The following is a 26,639-nucleotide window of genomic DNA, read 5'->3' as shown; positions in this document are numbered from 1 at the left end:
AGGCGCGGGTCGTAGCGGGCCGTAAGTACGCCCGCCGTTTCGATACATCCGGCACCTGCCGAAATTAGTGGAAGGATCGCCCCTCATGGCGAAGCTCAGCCAGGAAGACCTGCTCGCGCAGTTCGAGGAGATGACCCTCATCGAGCTCTCCGAGTTCGTGAAGGCCTTCGAGGAGAAGTTCGACGTCACCGCCGCCGCGGCCGTCGCCGTTGCCGCCCCGGCCGCCGGCGGTGCCGCCGGTGGTGCCGAGGCCGCTGAGGAGCAGGACGAGTTCGACGTCATCCTCACCGGTGCCGGCGACAAGAAGATCCAGGTCATCAAGGTCGTGCGTGAGCTGACCTCCCTGGGTCTGAAGGAGGCCAAGGACCTCGTGGACGGCGCCCCGAAGCCCGTTCTCGAGAAGGTCGCCAAGGAGGCCGCCGAGAAGGCCGCCGAGTCCCTCAAGGGCGCCGGCGCCTCGGTCGAGGTCAAGTAACACCTCACAGGTCCCCGCGGACCTGTAACGCGTAAGCACCGAAGAGCGATCATCCATCCGGGTGGTCGCTCTTCGGCGTTCCTGGAGGCGCGGTCACGGTTGCCTTGCCCCTCCGTGAGCGGGGGGTATGGTGATCTTCGTCGTGTCTCCCGAAACCCCGGGTTCGGGCAGGGAGGCCTTGACGAACCGCACGCAGCGCGCAATTCTCAGGACGCGTCGCCAGAACGGTCCGAATCCGAGGCATGGATCGGCGACGAAGAGGGCAGTATCAACGTGCGTTGAGGGCACCATGCCGAGGACGTTGAGGGCAGCGAGAGTTTTTGAAGACCGGGCAGAAAAGCAGGGCTGGACATCAGTGCGCCAACTGGCTACACTGACCCTTTGCGCTGCCTGTTAGCTGTCCCCTGCCCGTCACCAGGGGTCTGCCCTCGCCTCAGCATCGACGACCGGACCATCTCCGACCTGGCCTTTTGGTCAAATCGGAGAGACCTGTCTCTGTGTCCTGGGTGAGGGCCCGGGGAGCGCGTAGTGAGTCCGAGCCCTCGGAAGGACCCCCTCTTGGCCGCCTCGCGCACTGCCTCGACCGCGAATACGAACAACGGCGCCAGCACCGCCCCGCTGCGCATCTCTTTTGCAAAGATCAAGGAGCCCCTCGAGGTTCCCAACCTGCTCGCGCTGCAGACCGAGAGCTTTGACTGGCTGCTCGGGAACACCGCCTGGCAGAGTCGGGTCGAGGCGGCTCTGGAGTCCGGTCAGGACGTCCCCACCAAGTCCGGTCTGGAGGAGATCTTCGAGGAGATCTCTCCGATCGAGGACTTCTCCGGGTCGATGTCGCTGACGTTCCGCGACCACCGTTTCGAACCGCCGAAGAACAGCATCGACGAGTGCAAGGAGCGCGACTTCACGTACGCCGCCCCGCTCTTCGTGACGGCCGAGTTCACCAACAACGAGACCGGGGAGATCAAGTCCCAGACGGTCTTCATGGGCGACTTCCCGCTCATGACCAACAAGGGCACCTTCGTCATCAACGGCACCGAGCGTGTCGTGGTGTCGCAGCTGGTCCGTTCGCCCGGTGTCTACTTCGACTCCTCCATCGACAAGACGTCCGACAAGGACATCTTCTCCGCCAAGATCATCCCGTCCCGGGGTGCCTGGCTGGAGATGGAGATCGACAAGCGCGACATGGTCGGTGTCCGCATCGACCGCAAGCGCAAGCAGTCCGTCACCGTCCTCCTGAAGGCTCTCGGCTGGACCACCGAGCAGATCCTCGAGGAGTTCGGCGAGTACGAGTCGATGCGCGCCACCCTGGAGAAGGACCACACCCAGGGCCAGGACGACGCGCTGCTCGACATCTACCGCAAGCTGCGTCCGGGCGAGCCGCCCACGCGTGAGGCCGCGCAGACGCTGCTCGAGAACCTCTACTTCAACCCCAAGCGCTACGACCTGGCCAAGGTCGGCCGCTACAAGGTCAACAAGAAGCTGGGTGCGGACGCTCCGCTGGACGCGGGCATCCTGACCGTCGAGGACATCATCTCGACGATCAAGTACCTGGTGAAGCTGCACGCGGGCGAGACCGAGACCACCGGTGACAGCGGCACCTCGATCGTCGTCGAGACCGACGACATCGACCACTTCGGCAACCGTCGTCTGCGCAGCGTCGGCGAGCTCATCCAGAACCAGGTCCGCACGGGTCTGGCTCGTATGGAGCGCGTCGTCCGTGAGCGCATGACGACCCAGGACGTCGAGGCGATCACGCCGCAGACCCTGATCAACATCCGGCCGGTCGTCGCCTCCATCAAGGAGTTCTTCGGCACCAGCCAGCTGTCGCAGTTCATGGACCAGAACAACCCGCTGTCGGGTCTCACCCACAAGCGCCGTCTGTCGGCTCTTGGCCCGGGTGGTCTCTCCCGTGAGCGGGCCGGCTTCGAGGTCCGTGACGTGCACCCCTCGCACTACGGCCGCATGTGCCCGATCGAGACCCCTGAAGGCCCGAACATCGGTCTGATCGGCTCGCTCGCCTCCTACGGCCGCGTCAACGCGTTCGGTTTCGTGGAGACGCCGTACCGCAAGGTCGTCGACGGTCAGGTCACCGACGAGGTGGACTACCTGACGGCCGACGAGGAGGACCGCTTCGTCATCGCGCAGGCCAACGCCACGCTCAACGACGACATGCGGTTCGAGGAGGCCCGGGTCCTGGTCCGCCGTCGTGGCGGCGAGGTCGACTACGTCCCCGGTGACGACGTCGACTACATGGACGTCTCGCCGCGCCAGATGGTGTCGGTCGCGACCGCCATGATCCCGTTCCTCGAGCACGACGACGCCAACCGTGCCCTCATGGGCGCGAACATGATGCGTCAGGCCGTGCCCCTCATCAAGAGCGAGTCCCCGCTCGTCGGCACCGGCATGGAGTACCGCTCCGCCGTCGACGCCGGCGACGTGGTCAAGGCCGAGAAGGACGGTGTGGTCCAGGAGGTCTCCGCGGACTACATCACCACCGCCAACGACGACGGCACGTACATCACGTACCGCCTGGCCAAGTTCTCCCGGTCCAACCAGGGCACCTCGGTCAACCAGAAGGTCATCGTCAACGAGGGCGACCGGATCATCACGGGCCAGGTGCTCGCCGACGGTCCCGCCACCCAGAACGGCGAGATGGCGCTCGGCAAGAACCTGCTGGTCGCGTTCATGCCGTGGGAGGGTCACAACTACGAGGACGCGATCATCCTGTCGCAGCGCCTCGTGCAGGACGACGTCCTCTCCTCGATCCACATCGAGGAGCACGAGGTCGACGCCCGTGACACCAAGCTCGGCCCCGAGGAGATCACCCGGGACATCCCGAACGTCTCCGAGGAGGTCCTCGCCGACCTCGACGAGCGCGGCATCATCCGCATCGGTGCCGAGGTCATCGCCGGTGACATCCTCGTCGGCAAGGTCACGCCCAAGGGTGAGACCGAGCTGACGCCGGAGGAGCGCCTGCTGCGCGCGATCTTCGGTGAGAAGGCCCGTGAGGTCCGTGACACCTCGCTGAAGGTGCCGCACGGCGAGACCGGCAAGGTCATCGGCGTCCGCGTCTTCGACCGCGAGGAGGGCGACGAGCTTCCCCCCGGTGTGAACCAGCTGGTGCGCGTGTACGTGGCGCAGAAGCGCAAGATCACCGACGGTGACAAGCTCGCCGGCCGGCACGGCAACAAGGGCGTCATCTCCAAGATCCTGCCGATCGAGGACATGCCGTTCCTGGAGGACGGCACCCCGGTCGACATCATCCTCAACCCGCTGGGTGTCCCGTCCCGAATGAACCCGGGACAGGTCCTGGAGATCCACCTCGGCTGGCTCGCCAGCCGCGGCTGGGACGTCTCCGGCCTCGCCGAGGACTGGGCGCAGCGCCTCCAGGCGATCGGCGCCGACTCCGTCGCCCCCGGCACCAACGTCGCGACCCCGGTCTTCGACGGTGCCCGCGAGGACGAGCTGGCCGGTCTGCTCCAGCACACCATCCCGAACCGGGACGGCGAGCGCATGGTGCAGCCGACCGGTAAGGCGAGGCTGTTCGACGGCCGCTCCGGTGAGCCGTTCCCGGACCCGATCTCGATCGGGTACATGTACATCCTCAAGCTGCACCACCTGGTCGACGACAAGCTGCACGCCCGCTCGACCGGTCCGTACTCGATGATCACCCAGCAGCCGCTGGGTGGTAAGGCCCAGTTCGGTGGCCAGCGCTTCGGTGAGATGGAGGTGTGGGCGCTGGAGGCTTACGGCGCCGCGTACGCCCTCCAGGAGCTGCTGACCATCAAGTCCGACGACGTGACCGGCCGCGTGAAGGTCTACGAGGCCATCGTCAAGGGCGAGAACATCCCCGAGCCCGGCATCCCCGAGTCCTTCAAGGTGCTCATCAAGGAGATGCAGTCCCTGTGCCTCAACGTGGAGGTGCTGTCCTCGGACGGCATGTCCATCGAGATGCGCGACACCGACGAGGACGTCTTCCGCGCTGCGGAAGAACTCGGCATCGACCTGTCCCGGCGCGAGCCGAGCAGCGTCGAAGAGGTCTGACGGGAGTCCGGCCGGAGGACCTGGTGAGGATCCTCCGGCCGGCCCCAGGACCCCCGTATCAGACCCCGTGACTTACAACCCTGAGAGGGATTGACGCATAGTGCTCGACGTCAACTTCTTCGACGAGCTCCGGATCGGCCTGGCCACCGCTGACGACATCCGTCAGTGGAGCCACGGCGAGGTCAAGAAGCCCGAGACCATCAACTACCGCACCCTCAAGCCCGAAAAGGACGGACTCTTCTGCGAGAAGATCTTCGGTCCGACCCGGGACTGGGAGTGCTACTGCGGCAAGTACAAGCGCGTCCGCTTCAAGGGCATCATCTGTGAGCGCTGCGGCGTCGAGGTCACTCGCGCCAAGGTGCGCCGTGAGCGGATGGGCCACATCGAGCTGGCCGCTCCCGTCACCCACATCTGGTACTTCAAGGGCGTTCCGTCGCGGCTGGGCTACCTGCTCGACCTCGCCCCGAAGGACCTCGAGAAGGTCATCTACTTCGCCGCGTACATGATCACGTACGTCGACGAGGAGCGCCGTACCCGCGACCTGCCCTCCCTGGAGGCGCACGTCTCCGTGGAGCGCCAGCAGGTCGAGAACCGCCGGGACGCCGACCTGGAGGCCCGCGCCAAGAAGCTCGAGTCGGACCTGGCCGAGCTGGAGGCCGAGGGTGCCAAGGCCGACGTGCGCCGCAAGGTGCGCGAGGGTGCCGAGCGTGAGATGAAGCAGCTGCGCGACCGTGCGCAGCGCGAGATCGACCGTCTCGACGAGGTGTGGACCCGCTTCAAGAACCTCAAGGTCCAGGACCTCGAGGGTGACGAGCTGCTCTACCGCGAGCTGCGGGACCGCTTCGGCACCTACTTCGACGGTTCGATGGGTGCCGCGGCGCTGCAGAAGCGCCTGGAGTCCTTCGACCTCGACGAGGAGGCCGAGAAGCTCCGCGAGATCATCCGTACCGGCAAGGGCCAGAAGAAGACCCGTGCGCTCAAGCGCCTCAAGGTCGTCTCCGCGTTCCTGCAGACCAGCAACAGCCCCAAGGGCATGGTGCTCGACTGCGTGCCGGTCATCCCGCCGGACCTTCGCCCGATGGTGCAGCTGGACGGTGGCCGCTTCGCGACCTCCGACCTGAACGACCTGTACCGCCGTGTGATCAACCGGAACAACCGCCTGAAGCGCCTTCTCGACCTCGGTGCGCCCGAGATCATCGTGAACAACGAGAAGCGCATGCTCCAGGAGGCCGTGGACGCGCTGTTCGACAACGGCCGTCGTGGCCGTCCGGTCACCGGTCCCGGTAACCGCCCGCTGAAGTCCCTCAGCGACATGCTGAAGGGCAAGCAGGGTCGATTCCGTCAGAACCTGCTCGGCAAGCGTGTGGACTACTCCGCGCGTTCCGTGATCGTCGTCGGTCCGCAGCTCAAGCTGCACCAGTGCGGTCTGCCGAAGGCGATGGCGCTGGAGCTCTTCAAGCCGTTCGTGATGAAGCGGCTCGTGGACCTCAACCACGCGCAGAACATCAAGAGCGCCAAGCGCATGGTGGAGCGCGGCCGCACGGTCGTGTACGACGTTCTCGAAGAGGTCATCGCCGAGCACCCGGTGCTGCTGAACCGTGCTCCCACCCTGCACCGACTCGGCATCCAGGCCTTCGAGCCGCAGCTGGTCGAGGGCAAGGCCATCCAGATCCACCCGCTCGTCTGCACCGCGTTCAACGCGGACTTCGACGGCGACCAGATGGCCGTGCACCTGCCGCTGTCCGCGGAGGCGCAGGCCGAGGCCCGCATCCTGATGCTGTCCTCGAACAACATCCTCAAGCCCGCCGACGGCCGTCCGGTGACGATGCCGACCCAGGACATGGTCCTCGGTCTGTTCTTCCTCACCACCGACGGCGAGCTGCGTGACACCAAGGGCGAGGGCCGCGCGTTCGGCTCCACGGCCGAGGCGATCATGGCGTTCGACGCCGGTGAGCTGGCGCTCCAGTCGCCGATCGACATCCGCTTCCCGGTGGGCACCATCCCGCCGCGTGGCTGGACGCCGCCGGTGGCCGAGGAGGGCGAGCCGGAGTACCAGACGGGCGACAGCTTCCGGCTGCGCACGACCCTGGGCCGCGCGCTCTTCAACGAGCTGCTGCCCGAGGACTACCCGTTCGTCGACTACTCGGTGGGCAAGAAGCAGCTCTCCGAGATCGTCAACGACCTGGCCGAGCGCTACCCCAAGGTCATCGTGGCGGCGACGCTCGACAACCTGAAGGCGGCCGGCTTCTACTGGGCGACCCGTTCCGGTGTCACCGTGGCCATCTCCGACGTCGTCGTTCCCGAGGCGAAGAAGGAGATCGTCAAGGGCTACGAGGCGCAGGACGAGAAGGTCCAGAAGCAGTACGAGCGCGGTCTGATCACCAAGGAAGAGCGCACTCAGGAGCTCATCGCGATCTGGACCAAGGCGACCAACGAGGTCGCCGAGGCGATGAACGAGAACTTCCCCAAGACGAACCCCATCTTCATGATGGTTGACTCGGGTGCCCGAGGAAACATGATGCAGATGCGGCAGATCGCCGGTATGCGTGGTCTGGTGTCGAACGCCAAGAACGAGACGATCCCGCGTCCCATCAAGGCGTCCTTCCGTGAGGGCCTGTCCGTGCTGGAGTACTTCATCTCCACGCACGGTGCCCGTAAGGGTCTGGCCGACACCGCCCTGCGTACCGCCGACTCGGGTTACCTGACCCGTCGTCTGGTGGACGTCTCGCAGGACGTCATCATCCGCGAGGAGGACTGCGGCACCGACCGTGGCCTCAAGCTCAACATCGCGGAGGTCGGCGCGGACGGCGTGCTGCGCAAGGCGGACGACGTCGAGACGTCCGTGTACGCGCGCTGCCTCGCCGAGGAGATCGTCGTCGACGGCAAGGTGCTGGCCCCGGCCGGTACCGACCTGGGTGACGTGCTCATCGACGAGCTGGTCCGGCACGGTGTCTCCACGGTCAAGACCCGCTCGGTCCTGACCTGCGAGTCCGCCGTCGGCACCTGCGCCATGTGCTACGGCCGCTCGCTGGCCACCGGCAAGCTGGTCGACATCGGTGAGGCGGTCGGCATCATCGCCGCCCAGTCCATCGGTGAGCCCGGTACCCAGCTGACGATGCGTACCTTCCACACCGGTGGTGTGGCCGGTGACGACATCACCCAGGGTCTGCCGCGTGTCGTCGAGCTCTTCGAGGCCCGTACCCCGAAGGGTGTCGCCCCGATCTCCGAGGCCCAGGGCCGCGTGCGGATCGAGGAGACCGAGAAGACCAAGAAGATCGTCATCACGCCGGACGACGGCAGCGACGAGACGGCGTTCCCGATCTCGAAGCGCGCCCGACTCCTGGTCAGCGAGGGCGAGCACGTCGAGGTGGGCCAGAAGCTCACCGTGGGTGCCACCAACCCGCACGACGTGCTGCGCATCCTGGGCCAGCGTGCCGTCCAGGTCCACCTGGTCGGCGAGGTCCAGAAGGTCTACAACTCGCAGGGTGTGTCGATCCACGACAAGCACATCGAGATCATCATCCGGCAGATGCTGCGCCGCGTGACGATCATCGAGTCCGGCGACGCCGAGCTGCTGCCCGGTGAGCTGGTCGAGCGCTCGAAGTTCGAGACCGAGAACCGTCGTGTGGTCCAGGAGGGCGGTCACCCGGCCTCCGGTCGTCCGCAGCTGATGGGTATCACCAAGGCCTCGCTGGCGACGGAATCCTGGCTGTCGGCCGCCTCCTTCCAGGAGACGACCCGAGTCCTGACGGACGCGGCGATCAACGCCAAGTCCGACAGCCTCATCGGCCTCAAGGAGAACGTCATCATCGGTAAGCTCATCCCGGCCGGTACGGGTCTGTCCCGCTACCGCAACATCCGGGTGGAGCCGACCGAGGAGGCCAAGGCCGCGATGTACTCGGCCGTCGGCTACGACGACATCGACTACTCGCCGTTCGGCACGGGCTCCGGCCAGGCCGTTCCGCTGGAGGACTACGACTACGGTCCGTACAACCAGTAAGCGGGTTGCTTGGTGAAGGGCGGTCATCCTTTGGGGTGGCCGCCCTTCGGCGTGGACGGGGGTGGTCTGGGCGGAACCTGTCCCGATATCGGAGCGTTGGAGCATCATGGAGGCATTCGACCTCTCAGGGGGTGCTCCGTGTCGCAACCGTCGTGGCAACCGTGGCAGGACAGGGACCAGTGGCCGTCAGAGCCGGGCAGGGAGGCTCCGGCGGACGCTCCGGTCGCCGGGCCCTGGACCGGCGCGGGCGCCCCTGTCGCGCGCCCCTGGCCCGGGTACGCGGCTCCTCAGCCCGTCTCCCGTCCAGGCCAGCACCCCGGCGCCTCGCACCCCGCCCCGCACCCCGGCGCCTCCGCCATGCTCGCCTCGCACGCCGACCGGGAGCGGGCCGTCGACGTGTTGCGGGCCGGGTACGGGGAGGGGCGGCTGGAGAAGGGGGAGTTCGACAAGCGGGTGGAGCGGGCGTACGGGGCGCGGACCGTGGGGGAGCTGGCGCTGCTCGTGGCCGATCTGCCGCTCGGGCCCGTGCCGCAGCCGGCGCCCTACACCGCCGTGCCGCGGACGTTCCTGCCCGCACCGCGGCCGCGGGCCAACGGGAAGGCGGTCGGAGCCGCGGTGTGCGGGCTGCTGTGCGTGCCGACCTTCGGGTTCACCGGGATTCCCGCGGTGATCCTCGGACACGCGGCGCGCGCGGAGATGGAGAGGACCGGGGAGAGCGGCGACGGGTTCGCGCTGACCGGGCTGGTGTTCGGCTGGCTGTCCATCGCCGCGTGGTCGGTGCTGCTGACCCTGATGGTCGCGGTGGGGCTCGCCTCCGGGTGAGGGTGCCGGGCTGTGCTCCCACGTGTGCGGAATGTGAAATCGAAGATCGTCCACGGCGTAGGGGCTTGACACACGCCGCATAACGATGCGGCCCGACCCCATTTGTTTTGACCGCAGCGAATGAGCTAGGTACGCTCAGACCTTGTGCCTGGGGTGTGCCCTGGCTCTCGTGCGTGCCTTGAACCGCACTAGGGGAGCCGCAAGCGGCCACCGTAATCTGTGCTCTTTTCGCCTTGCGGCGGGAGTCCGCCGGATTCGACACACCCGACCGCGTGGGTCGGCGACGTTCCAGGTTAGCTGTACCCATCGGCACACAGAAACCGGAGAAGTAGTGCCTACGATCCAGCAGCTGGTCCGTAAGGGCCGGCAGGACAAGGTCGAGAAGAACAAGACGCCCGCACTCGAGGGTTCCCCTCAGCGTCGTGGCGTCTGCACGCGTGTGTTCACGACCACCCCGAAGAAGCCGAACTCGGCCCTGCGTAAGGTCGCGCGTGTGCGTCTGACCAGCGGGATCGAGGTCACCGCTTACATTCCGGGTGAGGGACACAACCTGCAGGAGCACTCCATCGTGCTCGTGCGCGGCGGCCGTGTGAAGGACCTGCCGGGTGTTCGCTACAAGATCATCCGCGGCTCGCTCGACACCCAGGGTGTCAAGAACCGCAAGCAGGCCCGCAGCCGCTACGGCGCCAAGAAGGAGAAGTAAGAATGCCTCGTAAGGGCCCCGCCCCGAAGCGCCCGGTCATCATCGACCCGGTCTACGGTTCTCCTCTGGTGACCTCCCTGATCAACAAGGTGCTGCTGAACGGCAAGCGCTCGACTGCCGAGCGGATCGTTTACGGCGCCATGGAGGGCCTGCGCGACAAGACCGGCAACGACCCGGTCATCACGCTCAAGCGCGCTCTCGAGAACATCAAGCCGACCCTCGAGGTCAAGTCCCGCCGTGTCGGTGGCGCCACCTACCAGGTGCCGGTCGAGGTCAAGCCCGGCCGCGCCAACACCCTGGCGCTGCGCTGGCTGGTCGGTTACTCCCGCGCCCGTCGCGAGAAGACCATGACCGAGCGTCTGCTCAACGAGCTTCTCGACGCTTCGAACGGCCTCGGTGCGGCCGTCAAGAAGCGCGAGGACACGCACAAGATGGCCGAGTCCAACAAGGCCTTCGCGCACTACCGCTGGTAGTCGCAGACCCCATCGAGACCGAGAGAAGACTGAAGCCTTATGGCTACCACTTCGCTTGACCTGGCCAGGGTCCGCAACATCGGGATCATGGCCCACATCGACGCGGGCAAGACGACCACCACCGAGCGGATCCTGTTCTACACCGGCGTTTCGTACAAGATCGGTGAGGTCCACGACGGCGCCGCCACCATGGACTGGATGGAGCAGGAGCAGGAGCGTGGCATCACGATCACCTCTGCTGCCACCACCTGTCACTGGCCGCTTGAGGGTGTCGACCACACCATCAACATCATCGACACCCCGGGTCACGTGGACTTCACCGTCGAGGTGGAGCGTTCGCTCCGCGTTCTCGACGGTGCCGTGACCGTGTTCGACGGCGTTGCCGGCGTGGAGCCGCAGTCCGAGACGGTGTGGCGCCAGGCCGACCGTTACGGCGTGCCCCGCATCTGCTTCGTCAACAAGCTGGACCGTACCGGCGCCGAGTTCCACCGCTGCGTGGACATGATCTCGGACCGTCTGGGCGCCCAGCCGCTGGTCATGCAGCTGCCGATCGGCGCCGAGGCCGACTTCAAGGGTGTCGTCGACCTCGTCACCATGAAGGCGCTCGTCTGGTCCGCCGAGGCGGCCAAGGGCGAGATGTACGACACCGTCGACATCCCGGCCACGCACACCGAGGCTGCCGAGGAGTACCGCGGCAAGCTCATCGAGGCCGTCGCGGAGAACGACGAAGAGATCATGGAGCTGTACCTGGAGGGCGAGGAGCCCACCGTGGAGCAGCTGTACGCCGCGATCCGTCGCATCACCATCGCGTCCGGCAAGTCCAAGGACACCACGGTCACCCCGGTGTTCTGTGGCACCGCGTTCAAGAACAAGGGCGTCCAGCCCCTGCTCGACGCGGTCGTGCGCTACCTGCCGACCCCGCTCGACGTCGAGGCCATCGAGGGCCACGACGTCAAGGACCCCGAGGTCGTCGTCAAGCGCAAGCCGTCCGACGAGGAGCCGCTGTCCGCGCTGGCGTTCAAGATCATGAGCGACCCGCACCTCGGCAAGCTCACCTTCGTCCGGATCTACTCCGGTCGCCTGGAGTCCGGCACCGCGGTGCTGAACTCCGTCAAGGGCAAGAAGGAGCGCATCGGCAAGATCTACCGCATGCACGCGAACAAGCGTGAGGAGATCGAGTCGGTGGGCGCCGGCGACATCGTCGCCGTCATGGGCCTGAAGCAGACCACCACCGGTGAGACGCTGTCCGACGACAAGCAGCCGGTGATCCTGGAGTCCATGGACTTCCCGGCGCCGGTCATCCAGGTCGCCATCGAGCCCAAGTCCAAGGGTGACCAGGAGAAGCTGGGTGTCGCCATCCAGCGTCTCGCGGAGGAGGACCCCTCCTTCCAGGTCCACTCGGACGAGGAGACCGGCCAGACCATCATCGGTGGTATGGGCGAGCTGCACCTCGAGGTGCTGGTCGACCGTATGCGCCGTGAGTTCAAGGTCGAGGCCAACGTCGGCAAGCCGCAGGTCGCGTACCGCGAGACGATCCGCAAGGCCGTCGAGCGCGTCGACTACACGCACAAGAAGCAGACTGGTGGTACCGGCCAGTTCGCCAAGGTGCAGATCGCGATCGAGCCGATCGAGGGCGGCGACGCCTCGTACGAGTTCGTGAACAAGGTGACCGGTGGCCGTATCCCGAAGGAGTACATCCCTTCGGTGGACGCCGGTGCGCAGGAGGCCATGCAGTTCGGCATCCTCGCCGGGTACGAGATGACGGGCGTCCGCGTCACGCTTCTCGACGGTGCCTACCACGAGGTCGACTCCTCCGAGCTCGCGTTCAAGATCGCCGGCTCGCAGGCCTTCAAGGAGGCCGCGCGCAAGGCGAGCCCTGTGCTCCTTGAGCCGATGATGGCCGTCGAGGTCACCACGCCCGAGGACTACATGGGTGAGGTCATCGGCGACATCAACTCCCGCCGTGGTCAGATCCAGGCCATGGAGGAGCGGGCCGGTGCCCGCGTCGTGAAGGGCCTCGTGCCCCTCTCGGAGATGTTCGGCTACGTCGGAGACCTCCGCAGCAAGACGTCGGGTCGCGCGAGCTACTCGATGCAGTTCGACTCCTACGCCGAGGTTCCGCGGAACGTCGCCGAGGAGATCATCGCGAAGGCCAAGGGCGAGTAACGCACCGCGTTCGCACGCTTTAGGCTTGACTCCGGAGCCCGGAGGGGCATTCACCCGCGTTTGTGGGGGAGTGCCCCCGGGCCGAGGCTTTCCAGCAAAGATCACCTGGCGCCGATGAAGCAAGGCGTTCAGAACCACTCCACAGGAGGACCCCGTGGCGAAGGCGAAGTTCGAGCGGACTAAGCCCCACGTCAACATCGGCACCATCGGTCACATCGACCACGGTAAGACGACCCTCACGGCCGCCATTACCAAGGTGCTGCACGACGCGTACCCGGACCTGAACGAGGCCTCGGCCTTCGACCAGATCGACAAGGCTCCCGAGGAGCGCCAGCGCGGTATCACCATCTCCATCGCGCACGTCGAGTACCAGACCGAGACGCGTCACTACGCCCACGTCGACTGCCCCGGTCACGCGGACTACATCAAGAACATGATCACGGGTGCGGCGCAGATGGACGGCGCCATCCTCGTGGTCGCCGCCACCGACGGCCCGATGCCGCAGACCAAGGAGCACGTGCTCCTGGCCCGCCAGGTCGGCGTTCCGTACATCGTCGTCGCCCTGAACAAGGCCGACATGGTGGACGACGAGGAGATCCTGGAGCTCGTCGAGCTCGAGGTGCGTGAGCTCCTCTCCGAGTACGAGTTCCCGGGCGACGACGTTCCCGTCGTCAAGGTCTCGGCGCTCAAGGCGCTCGAGGGCGACAAGGAGTGGGGCCAGTCGGTCCTGGACCTGATGGCCGCCGTCGACGAGGCGATCCCGCAGCCCGAGCGTGACGTCGACAAGCCGTTCCTGATGCCGATCGAGGACGTCTTCACGATCACCGGTCGTGGCACCGTCGTCACCGGTCGTATCGAGCGTGGTGTCCTCAAGGTCAACGAGACCGTCGACATCATCGGCATCAAGACCGAGAAGACCACCACCACGGTCACCGGCATCGAGATGTTCCGCAAGCTGCTCGACGAGGGCCAGGCCGGTGAGAACGTCGGTCTGCTCCTCCGTGGCATCAAGCGCGAGGACGTCGAGCGCGGCCAGGTCATCATCAAGCCGGGTTCGGTCACGCCGCACACCCAGTTCGAGGCCCAGGCCTACATCCTCTCCAAGGACGAGGGTGGCCGCCACACGCCGTTCTTCAACAACTACCGTCCGCAGTTCTACTTCCGTACGACGGACGTGACCGGCGTCGTGACCCTCCCCGAGGGCACCGAGATGGTCATGCCGGGTGACAACACCGAGATGAAGGTGGAGCTCATCCAGCCCGTCGCCATGGAAGAGGGCCTGAAGTTCGCCATCCGTGAGGGTGGCCGGACGGTCGGCGCCGGCCAGGTCACCAAGATCACCGCCTGATCTTTCTGACCCGGTAGGTCTCCGAGACCCGTAGGTCTCTGGACTTGTAGGTCTCTGAAGGGGCCCGTACGACTTCGGTCGTACGGGCCCCTTCGCTTGTCCCGGTCGCATGCGGCGCCGGTGAAGAGTCGGCGAACTCTGCGGGACGCTTTTCCGAGACTTCGGCCAACTCCCCGTCGGGGCTGTCCCGAATGTTCCTGTCTGGTCGCTGTGGGGTGGTTGTGAGGGTCGTAGCGTGAGCTGTCCGGTGGCCACTCCCGGCCCGGGATTCCCCTCGCGAGGACGGACGGACCCGCAGGTGTCGATGCAGGACGCGGAGAGCAGAAGGTCGATACCGCGACGGGTCGTCGGCGGGCTCCAGCAGCCGCTTCCGCCGCTCGCCGCTCCCGTCCCGCCGGGACAGCCCGCGCACGCCGCGCGGCAGCCCGCCGTACGCGACCGCGCCGGCCGTCGGCTCTACGCCATCGACGGCATCCGGCTCCTGGCCGCGCTCATGGTCGCCGTGCACCACTACGCGGGCACCCACCGCGTCGACCAGCCCGGCAACCGCATCTGGGACCGCCCCGTGTCCGACATCATGCCGACGGTCTTCCGGTTCGCCTCCTACGGCTGGATCGGCGTCGAGATCTTCTTCGTGATCAGCGGCTTCGTGATCTGCATGTCGTGCTGGGGCCGCAGTCCGAGGCAGTTCTTCACCTCGCGGGTGATCCGGCTGTACCCCGCGTACTGGTTCGCCGTCGCGTTCACCACCGCGGTACTGACGCTGCTGCCCGGCGTCTGGGACCGCCTGCGCCTGCGGGACGTGCTCCTCAACATCACGATGCTCCAGTCCGGTTCGGGCGTCATGAACGTCGACGGCGTCTACTGGACCCTCTGGTCCGAGCTCCGCTTCTACCTCCTCTTCCTGGTGGTCGTGTGGAGCGGTCTGACCTACCGCAAGGTCGTCGTCTTCTGCTGTGTGTGGGGCGCCGCGGCGATGCTGGCCCCGATCTCGAAGCTGCCGCTGCTGGAACTGGTCGCGAACCCCGAGGGCGCCTGGTACTTCATCGCGGGCCTCGCCCTGTACCTGATGCACCGCTTCGGCCAGGACCTGCTGCTGTGGGGCGTCCTCGCGATGGCCTGGCTGATGGGCCAGCGCGAACTGGGCATCCGGATCGACGAGGTCGAGCATGTGTCGGGCTGGCGGGGGAGTGTTCTGATCTTCACGGTCTTCCTGCTGGCCATGGTGGCCATCGCCCTCGGCGCCACGGACCGGATCCGCTGGAAGTGGCTGGTGACGGCGGGCGCACTGACGTATCCGCTGTACCTGACGCACTACGCGGCCGGTACGACGGTCATCAACCGCCTGCGCGACACCATAGACGCCCGCCTGCTGGTCCTCGCCGTCATCGCCGGGTTCCTGCTGCTGAGCTGGCTGGTGCACCGGTACGTGGAGCGCCCGGTGGCGCGGCTGCTGAAGCGGGGGCTGGACACGTCGTTCGCGCGGTTGCGGAACGCGGGGGCCTGAACGTCCGTACGGCGACCGTGCTTTCTGAGTACGAACGCTCATGCGGCCGCGTGCGCCCGCGCGCTGTGATGGACCCATGCCGGACCTCACGCTCGACGACGACCGCGCGACCGGTGCCTGGGTCGCCCCGCTGATCTCGACGCTCCTGACGCTGCCCGCCTGTGTGCTCGCCTATGTCTTCGGCGGGCTCTCCGTGATGGCGTGCGACTCCTGCGCCGCCCCCGAGGCCGACCGCTTCGCATCGAGCTTCGGCATCGCCTTCCCGGTGCTGCTCGGGGGCCTGGGCCTCGCCCTGTTCCTCCTGGCCGCCGGCTGGGCCCTGCCGTGGGAACGCCGCAACACGGCCCGCCGGGTGGGGCTGGCGCTGGCGGCACCGGTGATGGTGCCGGTGGTGTATGTCGTGTTCGCGGCGCTGGTGGAGTGGCCGTAACCCATGTGAGAGTCATGTGCAGGTCATGGGATAGTCTGCCCGCTTCTTTCCCGCACCACGAAAGAGGTGGTAATGACCACTGGCAGACGTACGGCCACCGGGGTCGCGCTCGTGGGGGCGCTGGCCCTCACCCTCCTGAACGCCCCGGCGGCCCAGGCCCAGGACACCGGGATCAAGGTGTCCGACATCGTGATCAACAAGGGCAAGCCGATCGTCGTCGGTACCTCGAAGCCGGTCGAGCCGTCCATCAGCTTCACGATCACCCTGCCGTCCGGGTACAGCACGAGCGACCCGTTCCGCTACGACGCGTACCCCTTCATCTACCGGGGTGTCCTGAAGCACGCGACCAGCACCGGGGACAACTTCATCGGTCCGGGCGGATACACCTGCTACGAGCAGAGCGACAAGGTGGCCGAGTGCGAGGGGTCCCTCTACATCGACCCCCACCCGAGCCAGGAGCACGTCGACTCCAACGGTGACGCCACTACCTGGAAGACCGCGGTGGCCCTGCGTCTGTTCAGGGCCAACGGCAGCCTCCTGGCCGAGGAGTACGAGACCCGGTCCCTCACCGTCCGGCTGAAGCGGGCGGCGAAGGTCACCGTGAACGCCTCGCCGGAGCCGGTCGTCAAGGGCAAGAAGATCACCGTCACCGGCAAGCTCACCCGGGCGGACTGGGCGACCAAGAAGTACGGCGGCTACGGCGGCCGTTCGGTCAGCCTCCAGTTCCGCGAGACGGGCACCAGCTCCTTCGTCACGGTCAAGAAGGTCACGACGAGCAGCACCGGCGCCCTGAAGACCACGGTCACCGCCTCGAAGGACGGGACGTGGCGGTGGGCGTACGGGGGGAACGACACGACGGGGGCGACGACGAGCGGCGGGGATCACGTGGACGTGCGCTGACGCGCCCCTCACGGGGAGCTGAGCGGCACCGCGGCGGGCCGGAGACAGGACCTGTGTTTGACCTGCGTCACTCTCGGGGTATTGTCTCCGGCTCGATTGGCCACGCCCGTGCCCCGTATGGCAGACTAGCGGGGTTGCTCGGTCGAGTGTTGATGCTGCGCGCCTCCCGCCGGGGGGACCGGAAGCGAGTCCCACAGTACTCGTCGCCCTAACTGCCGTAAGGCAGCGCTGGGGCGGACGTACGGGAATCTTCCGGGAAGTGTGGTGCGGCACTGGCCAGGCACCCGGTGAACCTCTTTCCCAAGGCAAGGGATGTTCGAACAAGGGACATCTGTGTCAGCGGGAGGGCGACACGCCCGACCGCGTGGGTCGGAGGAAGTCAAAGGACACCGGGTTCCAGAGCTGTAGAAGAGACAGGACTACTGAGTAGCCATGGCGGGACAGAAGATCCGCATCCGGCTCAAGGCCTACGACCACGAGGTCATCGACTCCTCGGCGAAGAAGATCGTCGAGACGGTGACCCGCACTGGTGCGTCGGTCGCGGGCCCGGTGCCGCTGCCCACTGAGAAGAACGTGTACTGCGTCATCAAGTCGCCGCACAAGTACAAGGACTCGCGCGAGCACTTCGAGATGCGCACGCACAAGCGCCTGATCGACATCCTCGACCCGACCCCCAAGACCGTTGACTCTCTGATGCGACTCGACCTCCCGGCCGGTGTCGACATCGAGATCAAGCTCTGAGGCCGGTGATCTGAACGATGGCTAAGCAGATCAAGGGCATCCTGGGCGAGAAGCTCGGCATGACGCAGGTGTGGGACGAGAACAACCGTGTTGTTCCGGTCACCGTCGTCAAGGCCGGCCCCAATGTCGTGACCCAGGTCCGTACGAACGACGTCGACGGCTACGAGTCCGTCCAGATCGCGTTCGGCGAGATCGACCCCCGCAAGGTGAACAAGCCCCTCAAGGGTCACTTCGCCAAGGCCGATGTCACGCCCCGTCGCCACCTCGTCGAGATCCGGACGGCCGATGCCGCCGAGTACACGCTCGGTCAGGAAATCACCGCCGAGGTCTTCGAGGCCGGCATCAAGGTCGACGTGACCGGCAAGAGCAAGGGCAAGGGCTTCGCCGGTGTCATGAAGCGTCACAACTTCAAGGGCCTCGGCGCCGGTCACGGCACCCAGCGCAAGCACCGCTCGCCCGGTTCCATCGGTGGCTGCGCCACCCCGGGCCGCGTGTTCAAGGGCCTCCGCATGGCGGGTCGTATGGGCAACGAGCGGGTCACCACCCAGAACCTGACCGTTCACGCCGTTGACGCGGAGAAGGGCCTGCTGCTCATCAAGGGCGCGGTTCCTGGTCCGAACGGCGGCCTCGTCCTGGTCCGCACCGCGGCCAAGGGGGCCTGAGGATATGAGCACCATTGACATTCTGTCGCCCTCCGGCGACACCGCCGGGACCGTCGAGCTCCCGGCCGAGATCTTCGACGTCGAGAAGGTCAGCATCCCGCTGATCCACCAGGTCGTCGTCGCGCAGCTGGCCGCTGCCCGCCAGGGCACGCACAAGACCAAGACGCGTGGCGAGGTCCGTGGTGGCGGCAAGAAGCCGTACCGCCAGAAGGGCACCGGCCGCGCCCGCCAGGGTTCGACCCGTGCGCCGCAGTTCGCCGGCGGTGGCGTCGTCCACGGCCCCGTGCCGCGTGACTACTCGCAGCGGACCCCGAAGAAGATGAAGGCCGCGGCCCTGCGCCACGCCCTCACCGACCGGGCCCGCCACAACCGCATCCACGTCGTCTCCGGCGTGGTCGAGGGCGCGACCCCCTCCACGAAGGCCGCCAAGTCGCTGTTCGGCAAGATCTCGGAGCGCAAGAACCTGCTCCTGGTCGTCGACCGTGCCGACGAGGCCTCGTGGCTGTCCGCCCGCAACCTGCCCCAGGTCCACATCCTGGAGCCGGGCCAGCTGAACACGTACGACGTTCTCGTCTCGGACGACGTGGTCTTCACCCAGGCCGCCTTCGAGTCCTTCGTGTCCGGCCCGAAGGCCAACGACACCGAAGGGAGCGAGGCCTGATGGCTACGCGTCACCCGAGCATCGCCTCCAAGGCTGCGAAGGCCGCCAAGGCCGCGCGCGTCGCCAAGGCGCGCCGCCACGCCGCCGAGGGCAAGAACACCGTCGTCACGCCGGCGAGCAAGGCCTTCACGGACCCCCGTGACGTCCTGCTGAAGCCGGTCGTGTCCGAGAAGAGCTACGCGCTTCTCGACGAGGGCAAGTACACGTTCATCGTGGCCCCCGGCGCCAACAAGACCCAGATCAAGCAGGCCGTCCAGGCGGTCTTCTCGGTCAAGGTCACCGGGGTCAACACGATCAACCGCCAGGGCAAGCGCAAGCGGACCCGCACCGGCTTCGGCAAGCGTGCCGACAGCAAGCGCGCGATCGTGACCCTTGCCGAGGGCGACCGTATCGACATCTTCGGCGGTCCGACCGCGTAAGCGGGTCGGATCGTCCGATATCGGACGAGGACTGAGAAATGGGAATCCGCAAGTACAAGCCGACTACGCCGGGCCGTCGCGGCTCCAGCGTCGCCGACTTCGTCGAGGTCACGCGGTCCACGCCGGAGAAGTCGCTGGTCCGCCCCCTGCACAGCAAGGGCGGCCGTAACAACGCCGGTCGTGTGACCGTTCGCCACCAGGGTGGCGGACACAAGCGCGCCTACCGTGTCATCGACTTCCGTCGCCATGACAAGGACGGCGTGCCGGCGAAGGTCGCGCACATCGAGTACGACCCCAACCGCACCGCGCGCATCGCGCTGCTGCACTACGCGGACGGCGAGAAGCGCTACATCCTCGCCCCGCGCAACCTGCAGCAGGGTGACCGCGTCGAGAACGGTCCCGGGGCCGACATCAAGCCGGGCAACAACCTGGCGCTCCGCAACATCCCGGTCGGTACCACGATCCACGCGATCGAGATCCGTCCCGGTGGCGGCGCCAAGTTCGCCCGCTCCGCCGGTGCCTCGGTGCAGCTGCTCGCGAAGGAGGGCACCATGGCCCACCTCCGCATGCCGTCCGGCGAGATCCGCCTGGTCGACCAGCGCTGCCGCGCCACGGTCGGCGAGGTCGGCAACGCCGAGCAGAGCAACATCAACTGGGGCAAGGCCGGCCGCAAGCGCTGGCTGGGCGTCCGTCCGACCGTTCGCGGTGTGGCGATGAACCCGGTTGACCACCCGCACGGTGGTGGTGAGGGCAAGACCTCCGGTGGTCGCCACCCGGTCAGCCCCTGGGGTCAGAAGGAGGGTCGTACTCGTTCGCCGAAGAAGGCTTCGAACAAGTACATCGTCCGCCGCCGCAAGACGAACAAGAAGCGCTAGGAGCGGGTTTAGATGCCGCGCAGTCTCAAGAAGGGGCCCTTCGTCGACGACCACCTGATCAAGAAGGTGGACGCCCAGAACGAAGCCGGTTCCAAGAACGTCATCAAGACCTGGTCCCGTCGCTCGATGATCGTCCCGGCCATGCTCGGCCACACGATCGCGGTGCACAACGGCAAGACCCACATCCCGGTGTTCGTCACCGAGTCGATGGTCGGCCACAAGCTCGGCGAGTTCTCGCCGACGCGCACCTTCCGGGGTCACGTCAAGGACGACCGGAAGTCGAAGCGCCGCTAAACGCGGATCGCATTCAGACACGTAAGTAACTGAGAGGGACAACCATGGAAGCCAGGGCCCAGGCGCGGTACATCCGCGTTACGCCCATGAAGGCCCGCCGCGTGGTGGACCTTATCCGTGGCATGGACGCCACGGAGGCTCAGGCGGTCCTGCGATTCGCTCCGCAGGCCGCCTCAGTGCCCGTCGGCAAGGTGCTCGACAGCGCCATCGCCAACGCCGCGCACAACTACGACCACACCGACGCCGACAGCCTCTTCATCTCCGAGGCGTACGTCGACGAGGGCCCGACCCTGAAGCGGTTCCGGCCGCGCGCCCAGGGCCGTGCCTACCGGATCCGCAAGCGGACCAGCCACATCACCGTGGTCGTCAGCAGCAAGGAAGGAACCCGGTAATGGGCCAGAAGGTTAACCCGCATGGGTTCCGGCTCGGTGTCACCACGGACTTCAAGTCCCGGTGGTACGCCGACAAGCTGTACAAGGACTACGTCAAGGAAGACGTCGCCATCCGTCGGATGATGACGTCCGGCATGGAGCGCGCCGGCATCTCGAAGGTGGAGATCGAGCGCACCCGTGACCGTGTGCGTGTGGACATCCACACCGCTCGTCCGGGCATCGTCATCGGCCGCCGTGGCGCCGAGGCCGACCGCATCCGCGGTGACCTCGAGAAGCTCACGGGCAAGCAGGTCCAGCTGAACATCCTCGAGGTCAAGAACCCCGAGACCGACGCTCAGCTGGTTGCCCAGGCCGTCGCCGAGCAGCTCTCCTCCCGCGTCTCCTTCCGCCGCGCCATGCGTAAGAGCATGCAGTCGGCGATGAAGGCCGGCGCCAAGGGCATCAAGATCCAGTGCGGTGGCCGCCTCGGTGGCGCCGAGATGTCCCGCTCGGAGTTCTACCGCGAGGGCCGCGTGCCCCTGCACACGCTCCGCGCGAACGTGGACTACGGCTTCTTCGAGGCCAAGACGACCTTCGGCCGCATCGGTGTGAAGGTCTGGATCTACAAGGGCGACGTCAAGAACATCGCCGAGGTCCGCGCCGAGAACGCTGCCGCCCGTGCGGGTAACCGCCCGGCTCGCGGTGGCGGTGCCGACCGCCCGGCCCGTGGTGGCCGTGGTGGCGAGCGGCGCGGTCGCAAGCCGCAGCAGGCTGCCGGCGCCGAGGCCCCCAAGGCCGAGGCCCCCGCCGCCGCTCCGGCTGAGAGCACCGGAACGGAGGCCTGACCGACATGCTGATCCCCCGTAGGGTCAAGCACCGCAAGCAGCACCACCCGAAGCGCCGTGGTCAGGCCAAGGGCGGTACGACGGTCGCGTTCGGCGAGTACGGCATTCAGGCCCTCACGCCGGCGTACGTGACCAACCGCCAGATCGAGGCGGCCCGTATCGCGATGACCCGCCACATCAAGCGTGGCGGCAAGGTCTGGATCAACATCTACCCGGACCGCCCGCTCACGAAGAAGCCCGCCGAGACCCGCATGGGTTCCGGTAAGGGTTCTCCCGAGTGGTGGATCGCGAACGTGCACCCGGGCCGGGTCATGTTCGAGCTGTCCTACCCCAACGAGAAGATCGCCCGTGAGGCCCTGACTCGCGCAGCGCACAAGCTGCCGATGAAGTGCCGGATCGTCAAGCGCGAGGCAGGTGAAGCGTGATGTCGGCCGGTACCAAGGCGTCCGAGCTGCGCGAACTGGGTGACGAGGAGCTGCTGAACAAGCTCCGCGAAGCCAAGGAAGAGCTGTTCAACCTCCGCTTCCAGGCGGCGACCGGTCAGCTCGAGAACCACGGTCGGCTCAAGGCCGTCCGTAAGGACATCGCGCGGATCTACACCCTGATGCGTGAGCGCGAGCTGGGCATCGAGACGGTGGAGAGCGCCTGATGAGTGAGAGCAACGTGACTGAGCAGACTGCAGAGGCCCGCGGCTTCCGCAAGACCCGTGAGGGTCTCGTCGTCAGCGACAAGATGGACAAGACCGTCGTCGTCGCCGTCGAGGACCGCGTCAAGCACGCGCTGTACGGCAAGGTCATCCGCCGTACCAACAAGCTCAAGGCGCACGACGAGCAGAACGCTGCCGGCGTCGGCGACCGGGTCCTCCTCGCGGAGACCCGCCCGCTGTCGGCGACCAAGCGCTGGCGCGTCGTCGAGATCCTCGAGAAGGCCAAGTAGGTAATTCCCGCAAGGGAATTCCAATAAGTACGCCTGCGGGGATCATCCCGCAGGACAGTTCCGCCAGGCTCCGGGCGGGTGTGTAACTTGCACACCCGCCCGGGGAACCGGCAGACAAACAGGAGATAGACGTGATCCAGCAGGAGTCGCGACTGCGTGTCGCCGACAACACTGGTGCGAAGGAGATCCTTTGCATCCGTGTGCTCGGTGGCTCCGGTCGCCGCTACGCGGGCATCGGTGACGTCATCGTCGCCACCGTCAAGGACGCGATCCCCGGTGGCAACGTGAAGAAGGGTGACGTCGTCAAGGCGGTCATCGTTCGCACCGTCAAGGAGCGCCGCCGTCCGGACGGCTCGTACATCCGCTTCGACGAGAACGCCGCCGTCATTCTGAAGAACGACGGCGACCCTCGCGGCACCCGCATCTTCGGCCCGGTCGGGCGTGAGCTGCGCGAGAAGAAGTTCATGAAGATCATCTCGCTGGCTCCGGAGGTGCTGTAAGCATGAAGATCAAGAAGGGCGACCTGGTCCAGGTCATCACCGGTAAGGACAAGGGCAAGCAGGGCAAGGTCATCGCGGCCTTCCCCCGCGAGGACCGCGTCCTGGTCGAGGGTGTCAACCGGGTCAAGAAGCACACCAAGGCCGGTCCGACCGCTCGCGGTTCGCAGGCCGGCGGCATCGTCACGACCGAGGCCCCGATCCACGTCTCCAACGTCCAGCTGGTCGTGGAGAAGGACGGCAACAAGGTCGTCACGCGTGTCGGTTACCGCTTCGACGACGAGGGCAACAAGATCCGCGTTGCCAAGCGGACGGGTGAGGACATCTGATGGCTACCACCACGACTCCGCGTCTCAAGACGAAGTACCGCGAGGAGATCGCGGGCAAGCTGCGTGACGAGTTCAAGTACGAGAACGTCATGCAGATCCCCGGCCTCGTCAAGATCGTGGTCAACATGGGTGTGGGCGACGCCGCCCGCGACTCCAAGCTGATCGAGGGCGCCATCCGCGACCTCACCACGATCACCGGTCAGAAGCCGGCCGTCACCAAGGCCCGCAAGTCCATCGCGCAGTTCAAGCTGCGTGAGGGCCAGCCGATCGGTGCCCACGTCACGCTCCGTGGCGACCGCATGTGGGAGTTCCTGGACCGCACCCTGTCGCTCGCGCTGCCGCGCATCCGCGACTTCCGTGGTCTGTCCCCCAAGCAGTTCGACGGCCGTGGCAACTACACCTTCGGTCTCACCGAGCAGGTCATGTTCCACGAGATCGACCAGGACAAGATCGACCGTACCCGGGGCATGGACATCACCGTGGTGACCACGGCGACCAACGACGCTGAGGGCCGCGCGCTCCTTCGTCACCTCGGCTTCCCCTTCAAGGAGGCGTGAGCGAGATGGCGAAGAAGGCTCTGATTGCCAAGGCTGCTCGCAAGCCCAAGTTCGGTGTGCGTGCGTACACCCGCTGCCAGCGCTGCGGCCGTCCGCACTCCGTGTACCGCAAGTTCGGCCTCTGCCGCGTGTGCCTTCGTGAGATGGCTCACCGTGGCGAGCTGCCGGGCGTGACCAAGAGCTCCTGGTAATCCCCTAGTTGGGGTTACCTGAAGCTCTCGGTAAGCAAAGGGTTTGGTCAGGGGCCCACCCCTCCATGGCTTAGGCTAGGAGGGTTGGGCGCCCTGACGCCCGTACGACTTACTACGCCGTAGGTCCACCGCACCGCACCCGCCTCGTCTCGGATCGAGGAGAGGGATGGGCACCTGGAAACCCCGGCGAGAGAGGCCGAAGGCCAATTCATGACCATGACTGATCCGATCGCAGACATGCTTACGCGTCTGCGGAACGCGAACTCGGCATACCACGACTCCGTGACGATGCCGGCGTCCAAGATCAAGTCGCACATCGCGGAGATCCTCCAGCAGGAGGGCTTCATCACGGGCTGGAAGGTCGAGGACGCCGAGGTCGGCAAGAACCTCGTCCTCGAGCTGAAGTTCGGCCCGAACCGTGAGCGCTCCATCGCGGGCATCAAGCGGATCTCCAAGCCCGGTCTCCGGGTGTACGCGAAGTCCACCAACCTGCCCAAGGTCCTCGGTGGCCTCGGCGTGGCGATCATCTCCACGTCGCACGGTCTCCTGACCGACAAGCAGGCCGGCAAGAAGGGCGTAGGCGGAGAAGTTCTCGCCTACGTCTGGTAGCGGAAAGGAATCGGAGGAAACAGCTATGTCGCGTATTGGCAAGCTCCCCATCACGGTTCCCGCCGGCGTGGACGTCACCATCGACGGCCGTACGGTCTCGGTCAAGGGCCCCAAGGGCGAACTGACCCACACCGTCGCTGCGCCGATCGACATCGTCAAGGGTGAGGACGGCGTTCTCAACGTCACCCGCCCCAACGACGAGCGTCAGAACAAGGCCCTGCACGGCCTGTCCCGCACGCTGGTGGCGAACATGATCACCGGCGTGACCCAGGGTTACGTGAAGAAGCTCGAGATCAGCGGTGTCGGTTACCGCGTGCAGGCCAAGGGTTCGAACCTCGAGTTCGCTCTCGGCTACAGCCACCCGATCACCGTCGAGGCCCCCGAGGGCATCACCTTCAAGGTGGAGGCCCCCACCCGGTTCTCGGTCGAGGGCATCGACAAGCAGAAGGTCGGCGAGGTTGCGGCCAACATCCGCAAGCTGCGCAAGCCCGACCCGTACAAGGCCAAGGGTGTCAAGTACGAGGGCGAAGTCATCCGCCGCAAGGTCGGAAAGGCGGGTAAGTAAGCCATGGCATACGGACAGAAGATCCTGAAGGGCGACGCCTACAAGCGCGCCGCGATCAAGCGCCGTCACATCCGGATCCGCAAGCGGATCTCCGGTACGGCGGAGCGTCCCCGTCTGGTCGTTACCCGCTCCAACCGCCACATCGTGGCCCAGGTGATCGACGACATCAAGGGTCACACCCTGGCGTCGGCGTCCACCCTGGACACCACGGTGCGCGGTGGCGAGGGCGACAAGTCGGCGCAGGCCAAGCAGGTCGGTGCCCTGGTCGCCGAGCGCGCCAAGGCCGCCGGTGTCGAGGCTGTCGTGTTCGACCGTGGTGGCAACCAGTACGCCGGGCGCATCGCCGCCCTGGCGGACGCCGCCCGCGAAGCCGGCTTGAAGTTCTGAGCCGTTCGTAGCTAGCGGAAAAAGAGAGAGGTAATTCCAATGGCTGGACCCCAGCGCCGCGGTGGCGGTGCCGGTGGCGGCGAGCGGCGGGACCGGAAGGGCCGTGACGGCGGCGCTGCTGCCGCCGAGAAGACCGCGTACGTTGAGCGCGTTGTCGCGATCAACCGCGTCGCCAAGGTTGTGAAGGGTGGTCGTCGCTTCAGCTTCACCGCGCTGGTCGTGGTGGGCGACGGTGACGGCACCGTGGGTGTCGGTTACGGCAAGGCCAAGGAGGTGCCGGCCGCCATCGCCAAGGGTGTTGAGGAGGCCAAGAAGCACTTCTTCAAGGTCCCCCGTATCCAGGGCACCATCCCGCACCCCATCCAGGGTGAGAAGGCTGCCGGCGTCGTGCTCCTGAAGCCCGCGTCGCCCGGTACCGGTGTTATCGCCGGTGGTCCGGTGCGTGCCGTGCTCGAGTGCGCCGGTATCCACGACGTGCTGTCGAAGTCGCTCGGCTCCGACAACGCGATCAACATCGTGCACGCGACCGTGGAGGCCCTGAAGGGTCTGCAGCGTCCCGAGGAGATCGCGGCCCGCCGTGGTCTGCCGCTCGAGGACGTCGCTCCCGCGGCTCTTCTCCGTGCGCGTGCCGGGGCGGGTGCGTAATCATGGCGCAGCTCAAGATTACGCAGGTCAAGTCCTACATCGGCAGCAAGCAGAACCACCGTGACACCCTGCGCTCCCTTGGTCTCAAGGGCATCAACACGCAGGTCGTCAAGGAGGACCGCCCCGAGTTCCGCGGCATGGTGCACACCGTCCGCCACCTCGTGACGGTCGAGGAGGTCGACTGATC

At 66.5% G+C, this 26,639-nt stretch carries 31 protein-coding genes; all 31 read left to right on the top strand.

The genetic code is table 11. The features are described from left to right. The first annotated feature begins 85 nt into the window (after window positions 1–85). Window positions 86–475, top strand: coding sequence for a 50S ribosomal protein L7/L12 (gene rplL / locus OHN19_RS17130; RefSeq protein ID WP_062023368.1), 390 nt, complete (start codon window positions 86–88; stop codon window positions 473–475). Between the two features lie 558 nt (window positions 476–1,033). Beyond that, window positions 1,034–4,519: a DNA-directed RNA polymerase subunit beta gene (gene rpoB, locus OHN19_RS17125; protein WP_123762501.1), complete on the top strand. Its 3,486-nt coding sequence runs from the start codon at window positions 1,034–1,036 to the stop codon at window positions 4,517–4,519. 100 nt (window positions 4,520–4,619) lie between these two features. Further along, window positions 4,620–8,519, top strand: a complete 3,900-nt coding sequence (locus tag OHN19_RS17120; RefSeq protein ID WP_330265016.1) for a DNA-directed RNA polymerase subunit beta' — start codon at window positions 4,620–4,622, stop codon at window positions 8,517–8,519. 357 nt (window positions 8,520–8,876) lie between these two features. Further along, window positions 8,877–9,341, top strand: a complete 465-nt coding sequence (locus OHN19_RS17115) for a DUF1707 and DUF4190 domain-containing protein (RefSeq protein ID WP_330269637.1) — start codon at window positions 8,877–8,879, stop codon at window positions 9,339–9,341. Between the two features lie 331 nt (window positions 9,342–9,672). Then, window positions 9,673–10,044: a 30S ribosomal protein S12 gene (rpsL, locus tag OHN19_RS17110; RefSeq protein WP_003948652.1), complete on the top strand. Its 372-nt coding sequence runs from the start codon at window positions 9,673–9,675 to the stop codon at window positions 10,042–10,044. Window positions 10,045–10,046: 2 nt separating this feature from the next. After that, on the top strand, window positions 10,047–10,517 hold the full coding sequence (rpsG, locus tag OHN19_RS17105; RefSeq protein ID WP_009330725.1) for a 30S ribosomal protein S7: 471 nt from the start codon (window positions 10,047–10,049) through the stop codon (window positions 10,515–10,517). A 39-nt stretch (window positions 10,518–10,556) separates the two neighbouring features. Next, window positions 10,557–12,683: an elongation factor G gene (gene fusA / locus OHN19_RS17100; RefSeq protein ID WP_330265015.1), complete on the top strand. Its 2,127-nt coding sequence runs from the start codon at window positions 10,557–10,559 to the stop codon at window positions 12,681–12,683. A gap of 154 nt (window positions 12,684–12,837) precedes the next feature. Further along, window positions 12,838–14,031, top strand: a complete 1,194-nt coding sequence (gene tuf, locus OHN19_RS17095; protein ID WP_007384061.1) for an elongation factor Tu — start codon at window positions 12,838–12,840, stop codon at window positions 14,029–14,031. Between the two features lie 298 nt (window positions 14,032–14,329). Further along, on the top strand, window positions 14,330–15,538 hold the full coding sequence (locus OHN19_RS17090) for an acyltransferase (RefSeq protein WP_330265014.1): 1,209 nt from the start codon (window positions 14,330–14,332) through the stop codon (window positions 15,536–15,538). A 76-nt stretch (window positions 15,539–15,614) separates the two neighbouring features. After that, window positions 15,615–15,968, top strand: coding sequence for a hypothetical protein (locus OHN19_RS17085; protein WP_330265013.1), 354 nt, complete (start codon window positions 15,615–15,617; stop codon window positions 15,966–15,968). 72 nt (window positions 15,969–16,040) lie between these two features. Further along, the gene (locus tag OHN19_RS17080; protein ID WP_330265012.1) at window positions 16,041–16,868 is read left to right on the top strand and encodes a hypothetical protein; all 828 of its coding nucleotides are present in this window, start codon (window positions 16,041–16,043) and stop codon (window positions 16,866–16,868) included. Window positions 16,869–17,300: 432 nt separating this feature from the next. After that, a complete protein-coding gene (rpsJ, locus tag OHN19_RS17075; protein WP_003948644.1) occupies window positions 17,301–17,609 on the top strand; it encodes a 30S ribosomal protein S10 in 309 nt (102 codons plus the stop codon). A 17-nt stretch (window positions 17,610–17,626) separates the two neighbouring features. Then, on the top strand, window positions 17,627–18,271 hold the full coding sequence (gene rplC, locus OHN19_RS17070; protein WP_123762508.1) for a 50S ribosomal protein L3: 645 nt from the start codon (window positions 17,627–17,629) through the stop codon (window positions 18,269–18,271). A gap of 4 nt (window positions 18,272–18,275) precedes the next feature. Further along, a complete protein-coding gene (gene rplD / locus OHN19_RS17065) occupies window positions 18,276–18,932 on the top strand; it encodes a 50S ribosomal protein L4 (RefSeq protein WP_062023383.1) in 657 nt (218 codons plus the stop codon). Continuing rightward, the gene (gene rplW, locus OHN19_RS17060; RefSeq protein WP_053846787.1) at window positions 18,932–19,351 is read left to right on the top strand and encodes a 50S ribosomal protein L23; all 420 of its coding nucleotides are present in this window, start codon (window positions 18,932–18,934) and stop codon (window positions 19,349–19,351) included. Before rplD ends, rplW begins: the two co-directional genes overlap by 1 nt. A 38-nt stretch (window positions 19,352–19,389) precedes the next feature. Beyond that, on the top strand, window positions 19,390–20,226 hold the full coding sequence (rplB, locus tag OHN19_RS17055; protein ID WP_030039757.1) for a 50S ribosomal protein L2: 837 nt from the start codon (window positions 19,390–19,392) through the stop codon (window positions 20,224–20,226). 12 nt (window positions 20,227–20,238) lie between these two features. Next, window positions 20,239–20,520, top strand: a complete 282-nt coding sequence (gene rpsS / locus OHN19_RS17050) for a 30S ribosomal protein S19 (protein ID WP_007384069.1) — start codon at window positions 20,239–20,241, stop codon at window positions 20,518–20,520. 44 nt (window positions 20,521–20,564) lie between these two features. Next, entirely contained in the window at window positions 20,565–20,912 is a 348-nt protein-coding gene (gene rplV, locus OHN19_RS17045) for a 50S ribosomal protein L22 (protein ID WP_003974262.1), read from the top strand. After that, the gene (gene rpsC, locus OHN19_RS17040; protein WP_062023386.1) at window positions 20,912–21,736 is read left to right on the top strand and encodes a 30S ribosomal protein S3; all 825 of its coding nucleotides are present in this window, start codon (window positions 20,912–20,914) and stop codon (window positions 21,734–21,736) included. Before rplV ends, rpsC begins: the two co-directional genes overlap by 1 nt. A 5-nt stretch (window positions 21,737–21,741) precedes the next feature. Continuing rightward, complete coding sequence (rplP, locus tag OHN19_RS17035) at window positions 21,742–22,161, top strand: 50S ribosomal protein L16 (RefSeq protein WP_004927269.1); 420 nt, start codon at window positions 21,742–21,744, stop codon at window positions 22,159–22,161. Further along, window positions 22,161–22,385: a 50S ribosomal protein L29 gene (gene rpmC / locus OHN19_RS17030; protein WP_005481220.1), complete on the top strand. Its 225-nt coding sequence runs from the start codon at window positions 22,161–22,163 to the stop codon at window positions 22,383–22,385. Before rplP ends, rpmC begins: the two co-directional genes overlap by 1 nt. Beyond that, window positions 22,385–22,672 carry a 30S ribosomal protein S17 gene (rpsQ, locus tag OHN19_RS17025; protein WP_007384073.1) on the top strand — a complete coding sequence of 96 codons (288 nt, stop codon included), beginning with the start codon at window positions 22,385–22,387 and terminating at the stop codon, window positions 22,670–22,672. Before rpmC ends, rpsQ begins: the two co-directional genes overlap by 1 nt. 131 nt (window positions 22,673–22,803) lie before the next feature. After that, entirely contained in the window at window positions 22,804–23,172 is a 369-nt protein-coding gene (rplN, locus tag OHN19_RS17020; RefSeq protein WP_003998823.1) for a 50S ribosomal protein L14, read from the top strand. 2 nt (window positions 23,173–23,174) lie between these two features. Next, entirely contained in the window at window positions 23,175–23,498 is a 324-nt protein-coding gene (gene rplX / locus OHN19_RS17015) for a 50S ribosomal protein L24 (protein ID WP_003992365.1), read from the top strand. Beyond that, a complete protein-coding gene (gene rplE, locus OHN19_RS17010; protein WP_020135807.1) occupies window positions 23,498–24,055 on the top strand; it encodes a 50S ribosomal protein L5 in 558 nt (185 codons plus the stop codon). The genes rplX and rplE overlap by 1 nt, the downstream gene beginning before the upstream one ends. Window positions 24,056–24,060: 5 nt before the next feature. Beyond that, window positions 24,061–24,246, top strand: coding sequence for a type Z 30S ribosomal protein S14 (locus OHN19_RS17005; protein WP_003956452.1), 186 nt, complete (start codon window positions 24,061–24,063; stop codon window positions 24,244–24,246). Between the two features lie 210 nt (window positions 24,247–24,456). Then, the gene (gene rpsH / locus OHN19_RS17000; RefSeq protein ID WP_007384075.1) at window positions 24,457–24,855 is read left to right on the top strand and encodes a 30S ribosomal protein S8; all 399 of its coding nucleotides are present in this window, start codon (window positions 24,457–24,459) and stop codon (window positions 24,853–24,855) included. A 25-nt stretch (window positions 24,856–24,880) separates the two neighbouring features. Beyond that, window positions 24,881–25,420, top strand: a complete 540-nt coding sequence (gene rplF, locus OHN19_RS16995; protein ID WP_330265011.1) for a 50S ribosomal protein L6 — start codon at window positions 24,881–24,883, stop codon at window positions 25,418–25,420. A 3-nt stretch (window positions 25,421–25,423) separates the two neighbouring features. Further along, window positions 25,424–25,807 carry a 50S ribosomal protein L18 gene (gene rplR / locus OHN19_RS16990; protein ID WP_030317315.1) on the top strand — a complete coding sequence of 128 codons (384 nt, stop codon included), beginning with the start codon at window positions 25,424–25,426 and terminating at the stop codon, window positions 25,805–25,807. 39 nt (window positions 25,808–25,846) lie between these two features. Next, window positions 25,847–26,452 carry a 30S ribosomal protein S5 gene (gene rpsE, locus OHN19_RS16985; protein WP_009190144.1) on the top strand — a complete coding sequence of 202 codons (606 nt, stop codon included), beginning with the start codon at window positions 25,847–25,849 and terminating at the stop codon, window positions 26,450–26,452. A gap of 2 nt (window positions 26,453–26,454) precedes the next feature. Then, complete coding sequence (gene rpmD, locus OHN19_RS16980) at window positions 26,455–26,637, top strand: 50S ribosomal protein L30 (protein WP_003974250.1); 183 nt, start codon at window positions 26,455–26,457, stop codon at window positions 26,635–26,637. Window positions 26,638–26,639: the final 2 nt, after the last annotated feature.

Origin of the sequence: Streptomyces griseorubiginosus, from assembly GCF_036345115.1 — a bacterium.
GTDB classification, from domain to species: domain Bacteria; phylum Actinomycetota; class Actinomycetes; order Streptomycetales; family Streptomycetaceae; genus Streptomyces; species Streptomyces griseorubiginosus_C.
Note: the sequence above shows the minus strand (reverse complement) of the source record. Positions and strands in the feature narration are given on the sequence as shown.